Source organism: Protofrankia sp. Cas3, from assembly GCF_963555955.1.
Lineage (GTDB): Bacteria > Actinomycetota > Actinomycetes > Frankiales > Frankiaceae > Protofrankia.
On the sequence record NZ_CAUVXP010000039.1, the window covers coordinates 19,326 to 37,482 of the forward strand.

At 66.3% G+C, this 18,157-nt stretch carries 15 protein-coding genes and 2 pseudogenes; 6 read left to right on the forward strand and 11 right to left on the reverse strand.

All coding sequences use genetic code 11. The annotated features are described in order from the left end of the window. Positions 1-262: 262 nt before the first annotated feature. The 7 genes and pseudogenes from U9983_RS10015 to U9983_RS10045 form a co-directional block, all read right to left on the reverse strand. Positions 263-1,237, reverse strand: coding sequence for a carbohydrate kinase (locus U9983_RS10015; protein ID WP_322753741.1), 975 nt, complete (start codon positions 1,235-1,237; stop codon positions 263-265). A 74-nt stretch (positions 1,238-1,311) separates the two neighbouring features. Then, positions 1,312-1,659 (reverse strand): annotated as a pseudogene (locus tag U9983_RS10020) (sugar ABC transporter ATP-binding protein); the annotation flags it as partial. Positions 1,660-1,687: 28 nt separating this feature from the next. Next, a complete protein-coding gene (locus U9983_RS10025; RefSeq protein ID WP_322753743.1) occupies positions 1,688-2,785 on the reverse strand; it encodes an ABC transporter ATP-binding protein in 1,098 nt (365 codons plus the stop codon). A gap of 2 nt (positions 2,786-2,787) precedes the next feature. Continuing rightward, on the reverse strand, positions 2,788-3,732 hold the full coding sequence (locus U9983_RS10030) for a carbohydrate ABC transporter permease (protein ID WP_322753744.1): 945 nt from the start codon (positions 3,730-3,732) through the stop codon (positions 2,788-2,790). Then, the gene (locus U9983_RS10035; RefSeq protein WP_322753745.1) at positions 3,732-4,697 is read right to left on the reverse strand and encodes a sugar ABC transporter permease; all 966 of its coding nucleotides are present in this window, start codon (positions 4,695-4,697) and stop codon (positions 3,732-3,734) included. Before U9983_RS10035 ends, U9983_RS10030 begins: the two co-directional genes overlap by 1 nt. A 115-nt stretch (positions 4,698-4,812) precedes the next feature. Continuing rightward, entirely contained in the window at positions 4,813-6,138 is a 1,326-nt protein-coding gene (locus U9983_RS10040; RefSeq protein ID WP_322753746.1) for a sugar ABC transporter substrate-binding protein, read from the reverse strand. Positions 6,139-6,229: 91 nt separating this feature from the next. Next, positions 6,230-7,462, reverse strand: coding sequence for a LacI family DNA-binding transcriptional regulator (locus U9983_RS10045; RefSeq protein WP_322753747.1), 1,233 nt, complete (start codon positions 7,460-7,462; stop codon positions 6,230-6,232). Positions 7,463-7,691: 229 nt separating this feature from the next. Here U9983_RS10045 and U9983_RS10050 point away from each other — a divergent pair, with 229 nt between their 5' ends. Next, the gene (locus tag U9983_RS10050; RefSeq protein WP_322753748.1) at positions 7,692-9,233 is read left to right on the forward strand and encodes a hypothetical protein; all 1,542 of its coding nucleotides are present in this window, start codon (positions 7,692-7,694) and stop codon (positions 9,231-9,233) included. Positions 9,234-9,312: 79 nt separating this feature from the next. Here U9983_RS10050 and U9983_RS10055 read toward each other — a convergent pair whose 3' ends face one another. Next, entirely contained in the window at positions 9,313-9,747 is a 435-nt protein-coding gene (locus U9983_RS10055; RefSeq protein ID WP_322753749.1) for a MarR family winged helix-turn-helix transcriptional regulator, read from the reverse strand. Positions 9,748-9,818: 71 nt separating this feature from the next. On the opposite strand from U9983_RS10055, the gene U9983_RS10060 reads away from it, so the two are divergent. Then, on the forward strand, positions 9,819-11,294 hold the full coding sequence (locus U9983_RS10060; protein ID WP_322753750.1) for an MFS transporter: 1,476 nt from the start codon (positions 9,819-9,821) through the stop codon (positions 11,292-11,294). Positions 11,295-11,330: 36 nt separating this feature from the next. On the opposite strand, the gene U9983_RS10065 is transcribed toward U9983_RS10060, so the two are convergent. Together U9983_RS10065 and U9983_RS10070 are read right to left on the reverse strand one after the other, a co-directional pair. Continuing rightward, a complete protein-coding gene (locus U9983_RS10065) occupies positions 11,331-12,251 on the reverse strand; it encodes an acyl-CoA thioesterase (protein ID WP_322753751.1) in 921 nt (306 codons plus the stop codon). A 111-nt stretch (positions 12,252-12,362) separates the two neighbouring features. Further along, positions 12,363-13,112: a YceI family protein gene (locus tag U9983_RS10070; protein ID WP_322753752.1), complete on the reverse strand. Its 750-nt coding sequence runs from the start codon at positions 13,110-13,112 to the stop codon at positions 12,363-12,365. 516 nt (positions 13,113-13,628) lie between these two features. Between U9983_RS10070 and U9983_RS10075 the strand changes: the two genes are divergently transcribed. Both U9983_RS10075 and U9983_RS10080 read left to right on the forward strand, forming a co-directional pair. Next, positions 13,629-14,456, forward strand: a complete 828-nt coding sequence (locus U9983_RS10075) for an alpha/beta hydrolase (RefSeq protein ID WP_322753753.1) — start codon at positions 13,629-13,631, stop codon at positions 14,454-14,456. Between the two features lie 210 nt (positions 14,457-14,666). After that, the gene (locus U9983_RS10080; protein ID WP_322753754.1) at positions 14,667-15,491 is read left to right on the forward strand and encodes a hypothetical protein; all 825 of its coding nucleotides are present in this window, start codon (positions 14,667-14,669) and stop codon (positions 15,489-15,491) included. 28 nt (positions 15,492-15,519) lie between these two features. Here U9983_RS10080 and U9983_RS10085 read toward each other — a convergent pair whose 3' ends face one another. Next, the gene (locus tag U9983_RS10085) at positions 15,520-15,993 is read right to left on the reverse strand and encodes a hypothetical protein (RefSeq protein WP_322753755.1); all 474 of its coding nucleotides are present in this window, start codon (positions 15,991-15,993) and stop codon (positions 15,520-15,522) included. Between the two features lie 434 nt (positions 15,994-16,427). Here U9983_RS10085 and U9983_RS10090 point away from each other — a divergent pair, with 434 nt between their 5' ends. Then, positions 16,428-17,708 (forward strand): ABC transporter substrate-binding protein, encoded by a 1,281-nt coding sequence (locus tag U9983_RS10090; protein ID WP_322753756.1) that lies wholly within the window; start codon positions 16,428-16,430, stop codon positions 17,706-17,708. A gap of 88 nt (positions 17,709-17,796) precedes the next feature. After that, positions 17,797-18,157: pseudogene (locus tag U9983_RS10095) on the forward strand (ABC transporter permease); the annotation flags it as partial.

Sequence of the window (18,157 nt, forward strand, 5' to 3'; positions counted from 1 at the left end):
GTCTGATGTTGCCGAGCCGATGCAGATACAGCAGGACCCGATGCCGTCACGCTCATCAAGACCAACTTCGACGAGCCGGCACTCCTCGATCCAGGCACCGCTGCATCCATCCCCGCCGTCCTCACCCCAACCGGACGGTACCGGGCTCGTAGCCGACCCCTGCGGCGACCAACGTGCAGTCTCGGGTTTGTCCTGTGAGCTGGTCTTTCACGGTTAACGGCGACATAACTGTCCGTGCACCACCTGCCGCCGCGTAGCGGTGTCATGGAAGCAGGTTTGTGGCCTCGTTGGTCAGCCGGCTCGCCCAGGGCGGATCGGCGCCAGGTGCGGTGCAGGTCAGTGCGGCGACGCGGGCGCCAAACGTCAGCGCGCGTCGTACGGTCTCGATGTCGAGATGGTCGATTCGACCGCCGAGGTGACCAGCTTGATACAGCCAGTGAAGCAGGCCGGCGGAAAAAGCGTCGCCCGCGCCGATGGTGTCGACGGTAGGCACCACGACGCCGGGAACCTCCACCACATCCTGTCGGAATGAGGCCACGACACCCCGCTCCCCGCGCGTGATGATGACCAGTGGCACATCGGCCAGCCGCGGAGCCATGAGGACATCTTCCGGGGCGAGACCGGGAAAGAGCTCGGCGGCATCATCCTCACTCATCCGGATGATGTCAGCGAGGCGACACCACTGCGCGATTCTCGACCGGTACCTCTGCGAACTCACCAGCGCGGTCCGGATGTTGGGGTCAATCGACACCGTCGCACGTTCCCGAACGGTGTCGAGCAGCTTTTCGATCAGGTTTCCGCCCGGCTCCATCACCAGCGCCAGCGACCCCGCGTGCACACACGCCACGCCGTCGAAATGAGATGGGAGCAGTTCCTGCGCATTCCACTGCCAGTCCGCCGTTCCGGCCGCATAGAACACATAACTGGCCTGACCGTCATCCGCCACAGACGCTATGGTGAGCGTTGCCGGTTCACTGGCGGCGGCAGCGAACGACAGGTCGACCGCAGACTTCTGCAGGCGCTCGGCGAAAAGATCACCAAAAACACCCTGCGGCAACCTACCGAGGAACCTGGTCGGTGTGCCGAGTCTCCCGAGAGCGACGGCCGTGTTCGCCGGGCCGCCCCCCGGGAATACCCGCAACCGCAACGCGGTGTCGTTCTCGGCCGCCGGCTCGACAACAGCGTCCGCGACGTTCTCGCCGATCACCGCGACACAACCGGTGCCAGGTGGAGTCATGGCTTTCCGATCGGGTCGGCCAGGCTCCCGGTGGCCTCCCGAACCTGGCGGATCGGCAGGGCCGATGCGGCGGGAACCCCGGCCGCGGGAGCAGTCGTGATCGCGCCGTCGTTCGTTGTGGCCGCTGGTTTCTTCTCCTCCCGTCCAGGCATCGCACCCGTCATGATTGCCACAGCCTCGGCCATGGTGTGCTCCTTCGCAGAGATGAGGTCAACCCGCCGTCCGAGTCGCTGAATGTGTATCCGATCAGACACCTCGAACACCTGCGGCATGTTGTGGCTGATGAGGATCACCGGCAGACCACGGTCACGGATGCGCCCGATGAGCTCGAGAACCTGGCCGGACTCCCGCACGCCCAGTGCCGCGGTCGGCTCGTCCATGATGACGAGCTTGCGTGCGAACGCGGCGGCCCGGGCCACGGCGTCGCGGGGCTATTGGCGGGCGCTCTTGTCACCCGAGTCGAATGCCCGTCGTCGGGTCGAAAAAGTGCACCTCAGCCGGGTCGACGGACAGTCGTAGCAACTCGTTGCGGTGGATCTGGATCCGTCCGTCGGCCCGGACGACGAACGCGGCTGGGCCGTCAGGCAGGTCGACGGCGACATGGATGTAGGTGTCCGAACCAAGATCCTCGACCAGCTCGACCCGGCCGGTGACAGTACCGCCGTCCACCTGTTCGACCGGCGCGAACGATTCCGGTCGGATGCCGACTCGTACCTGGGTGAGCTGCTCGGCCCCCGCCGCGGCCAGGGCGGCGGCCGGCAGTTCCACCCGCAGCCCACCGAGGACGGCGCAGCGGCCCACCAGCGGCACGGTGTGCAGGTTCATGGCCGGGGACCCGATGAACCCGGCGACGAACACGTTGGCCGGATAGGTGTACAGCTGCCGGGGCGTCGCTACCTGCTGGAGGACGCCGTCGCGGAGCACCGCCACCCGATCGCCCATGGTCATCGCTTCGACCTGGTCGTGGGTGACGTACACGGTGGTGACGCCGAGACGTGCGGTCAGTTCCGCGATCTGGCTCCGGGTCTGGACACGCAGTTTCGCGTCGAGGTTCGACAGTGGCTCGTCCATGAGGAAGACCCGCGGTTCGCGCACGATGGCCCGGCCCATCGCGACCCGCTGCCGTTGCCCACCGGACAGATTCTTGGGTTTGCGGGCCAGGTAGGGCTCCAGGTCGAGCAGGCGTGCGGCCTCGCGGACCCGCCGGTCACGTTCCGGTTTCGCCATACCCGCGATCTTCAACGCAAAACCCATGTTCGCCGCGACGTCCATGTGGGGATACAGCGCATAGTTCTGGAACACCATGGCGATGTCACGGCGGGCAGGCGGCAACGCGGTGACGTCGTCGCTGCCGATCCGGATCGTGCCGGCGTCGACGCTTTCCAGACCGGCGAGCATTCGCAGGGCGGTGGACTTACCCGACCCGGACGGCCCGACCAGCACCATGAATTCTCCGTCGTCGATACGGAGGTCGAGCCGGTCCACCGCAGGGGCTGCGCCGGCGCCGGCATAGCTGTGCGTGGCATGGTCGAAGACAACGGAAGCCATGGTCACCCCTTGAGGCCGGTACGGGAAACACCCTGGACGAACGCACGCTGGAAGACGAGGAAAAGAATCAGTATCGGCAGAGTCGTCATGGTCGCGAACGCCATGATGTCGCCCCACTGGATCGGTGGCTGGGTCTGGAAGACTGCCATGCCCTGCGACAGCGGTCGTACCGTCGATCCGCGGGTGACGAGCACCGGCCACAGCAGTTCGCCCCAGCTGAACAGGAACGACAGGATCGCCACGGTCGCGTAGACCGGGCGGGCAATCGGGACGATCACTCGAGTGAAGATGGTGACCGGTCCGGCGCCGTCGACCCGGGCCGCTTCCTCCAGTTCCCGCGGGATACCGAGGAAGAACGAGTAGAAGAGATAGATGAAAAAAGGATTTGCGAGGAACGGAATGATCTGGACACGGTAGGTGTCGAGCCATTCGATGCGGGCCATCATGAACAACAACGGGATCGCGATGGCCTGAAAAGGAATGATCGCGAGAGTGACGACTATACCGAGCAGGAGCTTTCGACCACGGAACCGCATCCGGGCGAGCGCGTAACCGGCCAGACTGTTGACCACAAGGCCACCGAGCACAATGCAGGTTGTTATCAGCACCGAGTTGAGGAACAGGCGGCCGAACTCCGCGCGGCTGAACGCGTCGGTGAAGTTGTCCAGCGATGCCCCGAACGGCACGAACGCCTTCCAGCTGGCACCGTCGGCGAGTACGCGGTCATCGGGTTTGAATGCGCCGACGACCATGAACAGGAACGGGAACGCGAAAAACACCGCGAGTAGCACGAGCAGCACGTAACGACGCAGGGACCGCCAGGGGGAGCCCCGGCTGGGATGTGGTGTGGACCCGCCATCGTTCGCCGTCGGGTCCACCGTGGCGGCGGCTGCGTCGGGCTGCGGGCCCGCATTGGGCCCCGGGTTGTGGGCCTGCAGTGTCGCCATCAGTCCGCTTCCCTCTCGCGTAGCAGCAGACGCTGCACCAGCGTGACGACGCAGACGATGAGGAAGAACACGACCGCGATGGCCGAACCGCGAGCGATCGCCTGCTGGTTGAAACCGACGTCGACCAGGCGGGTCATCATCGTCTGGGTGGCGTCGAGCGGCCCGCCACGGGTCATGACGTACACCTGATCGAACAGCCGGAACGACAGGATCGTGGTCACGGTCGCGACGAACACGAGCTGGTTGCGCAATCCCGGAACGGTGATGTAGCGGAACTGTTGCCACTGGCTCGCACCATCGATCTCCGCCGCTTCGTACAGTTCCCGGTCGACGTCCTGCAGCCCGGCCAGCAGGACCACCATCTGGAAACCCACACCCTGCCAGATCGACATGAAGATGACGGCGATCAGCGCCAGTGCGCTGCTGCGAAGCCAACTGGGGCTCAGGTGGCCGCCGGTAACCGCGCGAAGCACACCGTCAATGATGCCGATGTCAGGATCGTACAGCAGCTTCCAGATTGTTGCCGCGACCGCCATAATCATCACTACCGGCGCGAAATAGGCGGTTCGGAAAAGCGATATGAAGCGAATCTTCTGGTTCACCAGAACGGCGAGCCACAGTGCGAACACCGTCTGCACCGGCACGACCACAACGGTGAAGACAGCATTGTTGACCAGCGATCGCTGGAACACCGGGTCGGCGAAGATACGCCGGTAGTTCTCCATCCCCACGAGCCGCACTGGAAGCGGTGAGAGGAGCCTCTGGTTGGTGAAGGACAACCCCACCGCCAGCAGGAACGGCACGACGATGAACAAGGTCAGCAGGACGACGGCCGGTCCGCTGAACAACCAGCCGACCGTCTGTTCCGCCGGCTGGAAAGTAGGCCGTCGGCGGTAACCGAACCAACGGGTCGGGCCGTCACGCGCATTCGGCCGGGGCCGTGCCGGCAGGGCCTCAGTAGGCACGAGGGGTTCGCCTCCTGTCAGTCTGTCCGTCCGGTTGTCTATCTGTCCGGTTGTCTGTCCGTCCGGTCTGCGATCGTGGTCCCGGACCGAGGCCCGGGACCACGACAACCGGGTGCTAACTCTTCGGCGGGTAGCCGTCGTTGTCCTTGATATCCTGATCAATGCTCTTCGCGGCCTGGTCCAGGGCGGTCTGGACGTTCCCACCGCTGCGCACAGTCGCGATCACCTTGTTGAAGGCGAGCGAGATGGTCGGATAGGCCGGCGTGGCCGGTCGAGGCAGCGCGGCACCGGAATCAAGCTGGTCGACGTAGAGCCGTTCCGGACCACCAGCAGCGAACTGCGGGATGGTGTTCAGGACCGGCTTGGACGCGGGGATCGCACCGTTGGCCGCGACCTGCTTCTGGTAGGTGTCCTCGAACAGGGAGCTGATGAACGCCCACGCGGCGTCGGCGTCCTCCGTGTGCTTGGTGATCCCCCACTGCCAGCTGCCCTCACCGGTCCGCACGCCGGTGCCGAAGTTCGGCAGGGGGACGATCGCCAGGTCGTCACCCCACTTCTTGGAATAGCCGGCGTACTTCCAGTGACCGACCCAGGAAACCGCCGCGCGGCCTGCGGTAAACGCCGCGTCGTCGGTGTTGGCGTCGACGTACTCGTTCTTGAACCAGCCCTGCATGACGGTCAACGCAGCCACGGACGCCGAACTGTTGATGACCCCGTCGGCTTTGTCAAAATTCGCCCGGCTGATCACATCCGCACCGGCCGACTCAATGATCGGAGCGAAGCCGTACGCGTACCATTCGCCCTGATCCTGATTGATCTGAAGATCAAGTGGCTTGGCGAAGCCCGCCGCCCGCAGCTTCGCCAACGCATCGGTGAACTCCGCGGCGGTCCACGCGTCCGCCGTGGACGTCGGAATACGAACCCCGGCCTTTACGAACGCCGATTTCCGTACATACAGGCCCAGCCCGGACTCGGCGGTACCCACCCCATACAGCTTCGTGTTGTAAATACCCTGTTTGATGATGGTGGGCAACAAATCGGCCCGCAGCTGCTGCGACACGCACGTGTCGAGCGGTTGCAGGTTGCCGTTCCAGGCATAGTTGTAGAGGTTCGGACCGTCGAAGTCGAGGATGTCCGGTAACGAGCCCGAGGCGGCGGCGGCCTTCACCTGCTCGTTGTAGCTCCCCTCCGGGATGAACGTCGGCTTGACGACGACGTCGGACTGCTTGGCGTTGAATGCGTTCACCGCCTGCTCGAACGCCGTGCGCTCATCGCCCTGACCGGTGTGGAACCAGGCGGACAGGGTCCGCTTGCCGTCGATCTTCCCGTTGCATGTGCTCGCCGTACCCGCGGCTTGGGACGTACCCGAACCGCCTCCGCAGGCCACCAGCGCAAGGCTGGCGGCAGCGAGGACCACACTGACGGTCGTTCTCTTTCGCATTACGCGAACTCCTTGTCTCGATTCGATACAGGCCGGCCTGGGCCAAGGGCGGCCAAACGGCTCCGGCACGAGAGACCTGGGGTCGGAGCCTCTACATCACCGGAGCATCCGGTGATGCTGGGCGCGTGGGGTCTGACACGGTGGGTGAAACGTCATTGCCCCACCCGCGGGGAGGGCAGGTGGTGCCGCGGACATGGATGCTGGTCGGTACCACAATCGATATCGGCCCGGCCGAATCCACCCGGGTATCGGCAGAGGCGGATTCCCCAGCCGCATCGTCGGCTACCGAACCGCCCATTTCCCCGGCAGCGCCACCACCGCCACCACCGCCGTCGCCGTCGTCGCCTGATGCACCGGTGGATGCCGGAGTCTCCTGGCGCAGGAGACTGAGCAACAGCTGCGCGGCGATCTCGCCCTGGCGGACCACGGGCTGAACAATCGTCGTGAGGTCGAACAACTCCGCCATCTCGTGCCCGTCGAAACCGACCACAGACAGGTCGTCCGGGACACGCAGCCCGGCACGACGCAGGGTCCGTAACGCCCCCATCGCCATCTCGTCGCTCTCAGCGAACACCGCCGTGGGCGGCGCCTGCGCGGACAGCAGCTCCGCCATAGCCTGCTCGCCCCCACGCACGGTGAAGTGCCCGGCCGCCTCCAACCCCGAGTCCAACGGGATCCCCGCCGACCTGAGGGCGTGGCGGTAGCCGCGCCGACGGTCCGTGGGAGCGGTGAAACGCATCGGCTCACGGTCATCTGAACCCTCACCCGTCGCCCCGCCGGAGATCAGCCCGATCCGCCGATGACCAAGATTGATCAGATGTCGTACCGCCACGGTCGCACCGGCAACGTCATCGATCCGCACGCCGGCGAAGCCGGGCACAGCCGCGCCGACGACAACAACAGGGACGTTAAGCGCTTGCAGCACCTCGATCTCCATCGGGGTCAGCGGTAAACACAGCACGAGCACCGCATCGACCCGCTTGCGCAGCGGCACCGCGTCGAAGAACCGTGCCCTGCCCGCGTCATCCCCGAGGTTGTAGAGCAGCAGGTCCAGGCCACCCGCCCGCAACACCGCCTCGGCACCGCTGATGATCTGGGCGAAAAACCACCGGGTCACGTACGGCACCACCACTCCGACGGTGCCCGTGCGGCCGCTGGCCAGCCGGGATGCCTGCGGTGAGGCCACATACAGCAACTGGGCGGCAGCCGCCACGACCCGGATCCGCGTGCTCTCGGCGACGTTGGGCAGCCCGCGCAGAGCCCGCGAGACCGTCGCCGTGGACACGCCCGCCAGCGCGGCCACCTCCTCAATGCTGCCACTCATCCCGGAGTCCTCCTGAAGTCCACCGACACGCCCGCCGGAACCCGATCGCCCGACCTACTCCCGCGTGACCCAGATCACGATGGTCGGGAACGGTACGCCGACTCCACTCGTTCTGCAAGCGCTTGCAGGGCGCCGATATGAGGGGTATCACAGAAAAGGTCCGCCGCGGGCACCCCCACCCGCCAGCCGCCCGCACCTACTGTCATCATCTGTGTACCGTGGAGGGCACGTGCGCTACGCACCACCAGGTCTCGTCCTCAACGACTTCGCCGTGCTCGCCACCGACGACGGGTGGCACCTCCTACACCTCCAGGGGCCACCCGTGGTGCCCTTCGACGCGTCTGTGCACGAGACCAGCTTCGGCCACGCCCACTCCACCGACCTGCTGCACTGGGAACCACTCGGCCCGACCTTCGGCATCGCCCGGCCCGGGCACTTCGATGACGGCGCGATCTGGACGATGAGCATCGTCGACCACCCCGACGGCGGGCTCGCCATGCTCTACACAGGCGTATCCGCCCACCCCCACCCGGCCACCCAGGCCGTCGGACTCGCCCGCTCAACCCGGCACGACGGCACCGGCTGGCACCGGGTCAGCACCAACCCCGTCTGCGTCGCCGACCCACACTGGTACCGCACCGACGATTACCAGGCTTGGCGAGACCCGTTCGTTGTCCGCGACCCAGACCACGACCAGTGGGTGATGTTCATCGCCGCGCGCGAAACCAGCCTCGCGCCGTCGGTCGGCGGTTGCATCGCGGCGGCCGTCTCATCCGACCTGCTGCACTGGACCGTGCTGCCACCGGTCGTGCCAGGCGGGACGCACTCGGAACTGGAGTGCCCGGTTGTCGAACGGCTCGACAACCACTGGATGATGCTGGTCTGCATCTCCACCGACCACTCGGTGGACGTATACGAATCAGACACCCTGCTCGGACCATGGGTCCGGCGCGGCCGGCTGGCCCCACCCGGCGTCTACGCGCCCCGCGTCATCCAGGCGGATGGCGAAAAGCTCGTCCTGCACACCGTGCAGCGACGGGTCGGCCTGAACGACCACGGCGACCTGGTCCGCGGCATGCTCGCCCAACCGAAACGCCTCCGCCTCGACACCGACGGTGTGCCCGTCCTGGCCTGGTGGCCGCCCGCCGCCCGGGAGGTCAAACCGGCAGACACCGGACTCACAAAGGACGCAATCATCGAGGTTGACATCCCCGCCGAGGCGAGAAGCGTCACCGTGACGATCTGCCCGGACGGCGACTGTGCGGATGTCATGATGCTGGAAGTGCATGCGCGCGCCGGGCGGATGCGGATCGGTTACGCCGGCGGGCCTGTCTTGCAGGAGGAGTCACTCGGCGCACCGCTGGTTGCGGACGACCTTCCAGACCGCTGCGTCGGGTTTTACGATCCTTCACAGGACTGGTCTCCAGAGGCCGCCGGTACGGGCGAATCCATACCAGCAGTAGTCGGCGACTTGGATGCATACCTGGCCGGGGTTGGCCGCGTGCAATTACAACAGTCCGCCGGCCAGCCGGGCGAACCAACGCAGGTGGCCCCGCCACCGGGAGTTCGGAGGGTGCCGCAGCATCTTCGGATACTGGCCGTCGGCGAGTTCCTCGAGGTCTATGCCGACGATCGTCTCGTCCTCAGCACCACCGCGTACGCTCGGGGCACAGGCCGGGTGCAGGCCAGCGCTGATGGCATGGTCCTTCCGGTCTACGTCTGGCAGCTGCCCAAAGCACGCCACCACCGCGACGATGTCTCCACACTCTGACAATCTGTTCCATAGCGCAATCCACCAGCTCCGCACTGCCTCGCTGGACATACGACTGGGCGAGATTCAGAGCGCCCGGTCAACCCGGGGACGGCGCTCCCTCCGCCAGCGCGGCGGCGAGCAGGCAACGGAGTGTCGCGCGCTCCTGCGTACCCAGGGTGTCGAGGATTCTGTCCTCGACACCGTCCATCCCACGCTCGGCGGCCGCCAGCGCGCTGCTCCCGGCGGGCGTGCGGTAGACCAGGTGACGCCGGCGATCGGTCCGGTCGCGCCGACGCTCCGCCCATCCTGTCTGCTCGACCTCGTTGAGCAGCAGTACGAGGTTGTTCGCGTCCAGGCACAGCACGTCGCCAAGTCGTCGCTGAGGGATGCCAGTGACCTCATCCAGGTGGTTCAGGAGCACGAACTGTTTGAGCGTCATACCGAGCACACCGTCGGTGGCCTCCCGGTACACACGCCGGGCGAGGCGCGTCAACAAAACGATCGCACCTGGAGTGGTTGCAGTGATGACCATGATCTGCTAAATCATACCAGGCTCAATGTTGATCATAATTCACAGATAATCAACTGTATAGTGACGATCCTATGAGTGACATCGTCGCCCCGGCACCGGTCGCGCGCCCGCGCCGACTGTGGCTCACCCTCCTTGTCGTCCTGACGGCGCAACTGATGATCATTCTTGACTCCAGCGCGGTGAACGTGGCGCTGCCCGCCATCCAGCACGACTTGGGCGTCAGCCAGGCCGGCCTCACCTGGGTCATCAACAGTTACCTGATCAGCTACGGGAGCTTCCTCCTCGTCGCCGGCCGGCTCGGCGACCTCGTCGGCCGCAAGAAGGTCTTCCTCGGCGGTATTGCGCTGTTCACCGTCGCCTCGGCCGCCTGCGGACTCGCCGGCGACCAGGCGGTTCTCGTCGCCGCCCGCTTCGTGCAGGGTCTGGGCGGAGCCCTCGCGTCGGCGACCGTCCTCGCGTTCATCGTGACCGACTTTCCGCAACCGCTCGAGCGTGCCCGGGCCATGAGCACCTACCTGCTCGTCACCGTCAGCGGCGGCTCGCTCGGCCTGCTGCTCGGCGGCGTGCTCACGCAGTCCCTGGGATGGCACTGGATCTTCGTTATCAACATCCCGATCGGCGCTCTCGCGTTGCTGGCCGGCGCCGGGCTGATGTCCGAACGTCCTGGCACCGGCCTGCGCAGGGGAGTCGACGTGGCGGGCGCCGTCCTGGTCACCGCCGCGGCGCTGATCGGCATCGACGCCATCGTGCAGGCGTCCCAACACGGCTGGGTCTCGGCGTACACCCTCGGCCTCGGTGCGCTCGCGGTTGTGCTGGTCGGCGCGTTTCTCGTCCGCGAATCGCGCACGCCGAACCCGCTCGTTCCACTGCGGATCCTGCGGCTGCGCAGCCTCATGGGCTCAAGCGCCGTACGTGGGGTCCTGATGGCCGGCATGTTCGGCATCTTCTTCTTCGGTGCGCTGTACCTGGAACAGGTCCTCGGGTACGACGGGATCCACACCGGGCTGGCGTTCCTCCCGCAATCCTTCGCGGTGGCCGTACTCTCCTTCGGGATCGCCGCCCGGTTGGTGTCCCGCTTCGGCCCCATGCACGTCCTGGTCGGGGGGCTGATCGTCATGATCTCGGGACTGCTGCTCTTCGCCCGGGCAGCCGACGGCGAGCACGTCCACTACTTTCCCACGCTCTTCCTCTCCTTCGTCCTGGTCGGCCTGGGGGCCGGTGTGGTGTTCATACCGCTCCTGACGATGGCCCTGGCCGAGGTCGCACCCGCCGACGCCGGCCTGGCATCGGGAATCGTCAACGTCTCCATGCAGATCTCAGCCGCGGTCGGCCTCGCCGCGCTGGGAACGCTGGCCACCAACCGGACCGCCAGCCTCCTGGCGGAGGGCCGCACCCAGGTCGCCGCGCTCGCCGGCGGCTGCCGGCTCGGATTACTCGTCGGCGCGGGATGCGTGACGTTCGGCCTCCTGCTCACCGTCGCTGTGGTGCGTACCCCCCGGATCAGACGGGAGCCGACGGGTATCCCGACCGAGGCTGTCACCCCGTAGCACACGCGTGATCGCAGATGGTCGCAGACCGGTCTTTCAGTCACCGGCAGCCGGTCGGAACAGGCCCACCGTGGTGAACAGGGCACTGGGCCGACCGCCGCTGTCGAGGACCTGGCCACGGCCGTGGACCCGGGCGCCCCCCGCATAGGGGACCTCCGTGCGCACCACATGCCAGTCGCGCACATCGAGGTCCTCGAAGAAGGTGACGGTCAGTGCCACGATCAACGCGGTGTGCGGCCTACCTACGCTGTCCGGTCCGCCTACCGTGCCGTGGTCAGCCATGAGCAGCGGCAGCGTCGTGGGCTCGCACGTATACGCGACCAGTGCCCGCCACAGGGTGGGATCGTCCGGGACGTCCTTCCTCCGCATCCACAGGTCGTGGGCCTGCCACGTCCCCCCGGCGGCGAGCCGGGTGTCCCAGGGGAGAAGGGGCATCTCGACGGGGGTCGCATCCTGCGGATCCGGCCCCGGGACGGCCGTCACAGCGGTCCGCGCCGGGTCGGGCTCGTCCACGGTGAGCAGTACCTGAGCCTTGCAGATCAGCTCCCGCCCCTGCCGGAATGTCAGTGACACCGAGGCGAACGAGCGTCCCTGCGCAAGCTGCTCGACATGGGCCTCCAGCGGCTCCTGCCACGTCCCGGAGCGCAGGAACAGCGTCTGCAGGGACTGCACCCGCTTCCCCGGATGCAGACGCTCGGCCAGGACGACCTGTTGGCCGACCAGCTGGGCGCCGAGAATCCCCCCGTGCGAGCTGGGAAGGTTCGCCAGCACCGCGGCTGAGCCGCCGGGCCAGGCGGCGGTCGCCGGCTGGACGTCCAACACACCGAGCACCTCATCGAGCGCCACTGGCCACCTGACCTGCGACGCTCCGTACGGTTTCAGCTCGATCGGCTCCCGCTCGATCGGCTCCCGCTCGATCGGCTCCCGCTCGATCGGCTCCGCCACAGGCAGCTTCAAAGGTCCCTCCCGTCGCTCGGATGCACACCCGAGCGCACCCCGCATGCTCCGTTCTACCGAGGTGAGCGCCCCGGACGGGACCTGATGTGACGAGATGACGAGATGACGAGGTCAGGATTTGGTGAGGACGAGCAGTACCTCCATGATCCCATTGTCTTCGGTGGTGACTACTCCAGGGAAGCTCGGGTTGCTGACGTTGTAGTCGGCGAACACGATCGGGATCTGACCACCGATCTTGATCTGTGCACCGGACCGCTGCGTCTCCAGGGAAATCGAGACGCTCTTGGTGACGCCGTGCAAGGTGAGGTCACCGGTTGCCTGGTAGGTCCTGGTGACGCCGGTCGCGGGCACCGATCCGAGATCGATCGGCTTGGTCAGGGCGAAGGTGACCGTCGGGTACCTGGACGTCTCCATGATCCGTCCACGGAACTGGCCGTCGCGCTGGGACTGATCACTGGCGACCGTCGTCATGTCCGCGGTGAAGCTTGCGGACTGGACCGTCGTACCCGAGATGGCCAGCTGGCCGGTGACGCCCGAGGTCCGGCCGACGGCGGTGGTGGACTGTCCGAAGAGGACCTCTTTGACGCGGTAGCCGACCTGCGAACCGGATCCCACCTTCCACGTGCCATCGGTCGGCACTGTCGCGGTTCCAGCGGTGTCAGCGGCGGCCTGGGTCGACTGTGAGTTGACCGACAGCGCAGCCGGCGGGTCACCTTCGATGAAGTTGATGTAGACGAAGGGCCCCCCGACCAGGAGGGCGACCACCACGATCCCACCGATGATCGCGCCCTTCAGCCAGCGGCGGGGTTTCTTCCCGGGTGGGCTCCCTTGGTTCGTCTCGTGGGTGGCATCAGTCGTCATTGATTACTCCTTGTAGTTAGATCATATAGTTGCGCCGCCGTGCGCCCATCGACGACCGACATAGGACTAATACTGCACAGAGAGTAGCCAGATGCTACGCGGACGGTAGCCAAACACTGCGCAGACAGTATGAGGATTCAGTTAGGGCGAGCAAAAAACCGGTAATGGGATGCTTCAGGATGGCGTCGCTCCTGCCAGGCGGCCACGGAGGGTGTTCTTCCGGTTGTCCGACGATGCACCTCAGCGATGGCGAACACCGCGGCGCCGACAGCCGCCGGCAGCGACGGAGAACACGTCGTACGCGCTGAAGTCGGCACACAGCTGCCATGCTCGCGCACGCTGCGCGGCCCCCGCCGGCCCGATCCGGCAGTCATGGCCCCTGAGTGGTCGGCGCTGGATAGCGGCCACAGGATGCGACCAAGGCGTAACCCCTTCAGCATATTTAGAGCCGCCCGGGAACGTCCGGCTCGGGCGAGGGTGTGCCATCAGGGCCGGGTCATACGAAAGGGGAGCAACATGCCCTACGTCACTGTCGGTAAAGAGAATTCCGCCACGATCGAGATCTACTACGAGGACCACGGCAGCGGGACGCCGGTGGTTCTCAGCCACGGCTACCCGCTGAGCGGCAGTGCCTGGGAAAAGCAGGTTCCGGTACTGCTCGACGCCGGCCACCGCGTGATCACCTACGACCGACGCGGCTGGGGCAACTCCAGCCAACCCGCCGTCGGCTACGACTACGACACCTTCGCCGCGGATGTGCACGCGTTGGTGGAGAAGCTCGACCTGCGCGACGCGGTGCTGGTCGGCCACTCGATGGGCTCCGGGGACGTCACCCACTACCTGGGTACCTACGGCTCGGCGCGGGTGCGTAAAGCGGTGCTGGTCTCCCCGATACCGCCGTTCCTGCTGCAGACCGGGGACAACCCCGAGGGCCTACCGCAGAGCCTGTTCGACGGGTTCATCGCCACCGCCAGCGCGGACCGGCCCCTGTGGCTGAAGCAGTTCCTCGACAATTTCTACAACATCGACGTCTACGGCGGCACCCTGGTCAGCGACCAGGCGCTCCAGGCGAGCTGGAACATCGCCGTGGCCGGGTCACCGATCGCCGCCGTCGCGTGCATCTCGACCTGGCTGACCGACTTCCGCGACGACGTCGCCAAGCTCGACATTCCGGTGCTCGTCGTGCAAGGTGATCAGGATCGGATCCTGCCGATCGGCCCCACCGGCAACCGCCTCCCCGGGCTGATCAAAGACCTTCGCTACGTTGTGATCGAAGGCGGGCCGCACGCCATCGCCTGGACCCACACCGACCAGGTCAACACGGCGTTGCTCGACTTCATCTAGGCAGCCAGGGGACGCTCTCAACCGATCGGCCGCCGGGTGTGCGATCATGACTCTTTTCGCGCACCCGGCAACCCGAACGTGCATCAGGGTCAGCCCTCGATACCCTCGCCACCACGCTGGCCAACGGGATCCGCTCGCTTGTAAAGCTGCTGAGATACCTTTTAAGCGGATTGTAGGTACCTGCCAGATGCGGATGGCGGCGTGAAGCGTATGGCTTTTAGCGACGCGGACCGGAGGCGCCCCTGCGCCGGCCACGACGAAGCGTCCACGGCTGGCGTGCCCGGGACGACCCTGGACACCGCCGCGTGGGATGCGGTCGAGGCGCTGCGTGATCCCAGAAGACGGGCGATGTACGAGTCGGTACGCCGCGCCGTGCATCCCGTCACCAGGGACGAGGTCGCCGTCGAGCACGGGGTTCCACGGTCCATCGCCGCGTTCCATCTCGATCGGCTGGCCGCTGTCGGCCTCGTCGAGGTGGACTATGCCCGCCCACCTGGGCGCGTCGGCCCCGGTGCCGGTCGGCCGAGCAAGCGATACCGGCCGGGGACGGCCTCCGTGCAGGTGTCGGTTCCGATCCGGCGGTATGATCTCGCCGGCCAGATCCTCGCGCGGGCCGTGGCCGACAGCCCCGATCCAGCGGCGCAACAGCTGACGTTGCGGATGGCGCGCGAAGAAGGCCGCGCCACCGGCCACGGCCTCACCGCGGGTGATGCCAGGTGTGAGACCGCGCACGAGGTTCATCATCCAGATCATGACCTGAATGATGATCATAATCTGGATGATGCTGCGGACGTCCTCCAGCGCTTCCTCGCCGCCGCGGACGGCCTCGGCTACGAACCTGTTCATGACGGGTCGGTCATCCGCCTGCGTAACTGCCCGTTCGCCGCGCTTGCACGCAACGTCCCGGAGGTCGTCTGTCTGATCAACCAGCAGTTCGTCGAGGGTCTCCTGGAAGGTATCGGCTGCGCGCGCGACACCGCCGCGATCGTCAAGGGCGCACCGGGCCACTGCTGCGTCGTGGTCAACCGGCGGTAGCCGGCCCGGTCGCCAGGGACTTTTCCGGTCAGGTGGACGTCGCAGGTGCGGCGACCTCGTCCTCGGAGGCGGTCACGAGAGCGTTCCACACCTTGCTGAGCAGGATGTGCGGCTCGACGTGGATCGGCGGCGCATCCTCGGGCTCCCCCAGCAGGCTGGGTGTGAAGCCGCGTCGATCCGCGAAGATGTTCAACATGAAGCAGCCGTCGGGGCCGGCTTCCTCGGGACCGTAGATCGACCCCTTCTCCTGCAGGCGAATGTCACCCGGCTTGTACCATTTGGTGCCGACCTTGAGTGAGCCACGGAGAATAATCGACATATAGTGCGTCTTGTGGTAATGGAGCGGGAAGCGATAGTTCGCCGTGACCTCCATCGGGAAGACCGCCGGCCCGTACTCCTCGTCGCCCAGGAAGAATCCCGCCCATCTGCCACCCTCGTCGTCCACTGTGAAGTCCGGGTCGTCCAGTGAGGTCTCGTAGCGGCCTCTGGCGGTGCGCTGCATGCTCCACCCCTTGATCGTGGCGGCCATGGTGGCCTGTGTCGGTGTGGTCCGTGACGGTAGATGTCCGACTCTGATCTGTAAAGACTTCCCATGTCTTTTTAGAAGCCACCATCGGGATCGCCAAGACGGCCGACCGGAAGATCCGCATGCTCAGACGACCATCGACCAGTAGCCATACGACTACCGATGACATGCCGAGTAGTGCCGCGGGCACGGAAAGCGGCGCAGCGCCAGCGTGACAGATAACGCGCGATGCTCGTTCTATTGCATTCAATTTTCTTCTTTACATGAAGAACGCGGCGCTGCTAGCGTCCCGCCCGCACACATGTGACGCAGCTCTCCTGCGTCGGTCCGTCACGTCGTCGCCGACCGATCGGCCCGCCAGCGAGCGGTTCACAGCGCCAGGGTGTCGACCGAACCTGAAGGGAACGCCCGTGATCATCCGCCATTTACCCATCCGCGTGAGCATCGCGGTCACCGTCGTAGCCATCGCGCTGGCAGCGTGTGGCAGCTCCGACTCGGCCAGCTCCACATCGTCGCCGACCGGCGTGACCGCCGGTAACACGGCTGGCGCAGCCAATGCGGGCCGGGCGGGCAACGCTGCCAACGCCAGCCTCGCGCCGGTCACGATCGGCCTGATCAACCAGCAGGGCGCCGAGGTCGGCTATCCGGACCTGACCGATGGGGCCACTGTGGCGGTGACCTATGTGAACGCGGAACTCGGCGGCATAGGCGGCCACCCGCTCAAACTCGCCACCTGCTTCACCGACGGCACTCCGGCCAAGGGGCAGAGCTGCGCCCAGCAGTTCCTCAACGACAGCTCGATCAACATGGTCAGTACCGGCACGCTCTCCGCCGGTGACGGCCCGATCTGGACCACGCTCGCCGGCAAAAAGCCGATCATCGGCGGTTTCCCCGCAACCCAGAGCGCGTTCAATGCCAGCGACGCCTACTTCTTCGCCTCCGGCTCACCCGGCGTGCTGTCCGGCATGGCCAGCTTCACTCTCAAGAAGGTCCCGCAGGCCAAGAAGGTCGCCGCGGTGTACGTCGACCTACCCAGCCTGAAGAGCGCGATCGAGGGTCTGATCAAGCCCCGGTTCGACGCTGCCGGGGTCAGCCTCTCCGAGGTGCCGATCGGCATCACCGCCACCGACGCGGTCGCTCCCCTGACCGCGGCCGGGGCGGACAAGGCCGACGTCGTGATGGTGCTCGGCGCCGGGTCGACCTGCATCCAGGTCGCCAACGCACTACAGCAACTCAACGTGAACAAGCCCGTCGTCGGGGTCGGCAACTGCCAGGGTCCGGACGTGCGCAAAGCCGCGGCCAGCGCCATCGACGGCTGGTACATCGTCCAGGTGGGGGCTGACCCGGCGGACACCGCCAACGCCGACGTCCGCGACACCCTCGCCGCGTTCGACCGCTACGGGAAGGACAAGAACAGCGGGGCCTTCTCGGTTCCGGAGTTCGGCCAGGTCGTCGCGATCGCCAAGATCCTGCAGGGTATCAGCTACGACGCGCTGTCTGCGGACACGATCCGCGCTGCGGTCAAGGCCTTCCGAGGTCCCGTGCCGGTCGTGGCACCGCAGGTCCAGTGCGGTTCGATCACCGGATTCCCTTCGCTGTGTGACGCGCTGGTACGCGTCTACCAGGTACAGGGCAAGTCGGTCGTCGACGCGACGGGCGGCCAGTACCTCAACGGCCTGGCCCGAGACTGACACCGGTCCGGCTGGCCGGTGGCCGCCCGCTATCGGCCAGCCACCGGCCAGCCACGCACGTACCGCGAAGCGACCGAAGGGCGACCCGTTGAGCCAGATCCTCCTGTTTCTTGTCCTCGGCCTCGGTGAAGGCGCGCTCATCGGCGCGATCGCGCTCGCTGTCGTGCTCACCTACCGCGGTTCCGGGACGGTGAACGTTGCCACCGGTGCGATGGCGATGTACACCGCGTACCTCTACACCGACCTGCGGGTGAACGGCGCGTGGTTCGTGCCGCCGCTACCGAATCCACTCGCCCTCGTTGAAGGCATCGCCGGCTGGTTCGGCGCGAACTGGGAGCTGCCGAACTGGCCGACGTCGATCAGCGTCGGCGGCCCGATGTCGTTCTGGCCGGCGACACTGCTGTCGTTGGGGACGGCGGCGGCGTTGGGCTACCTGTTCCACCGCTGGG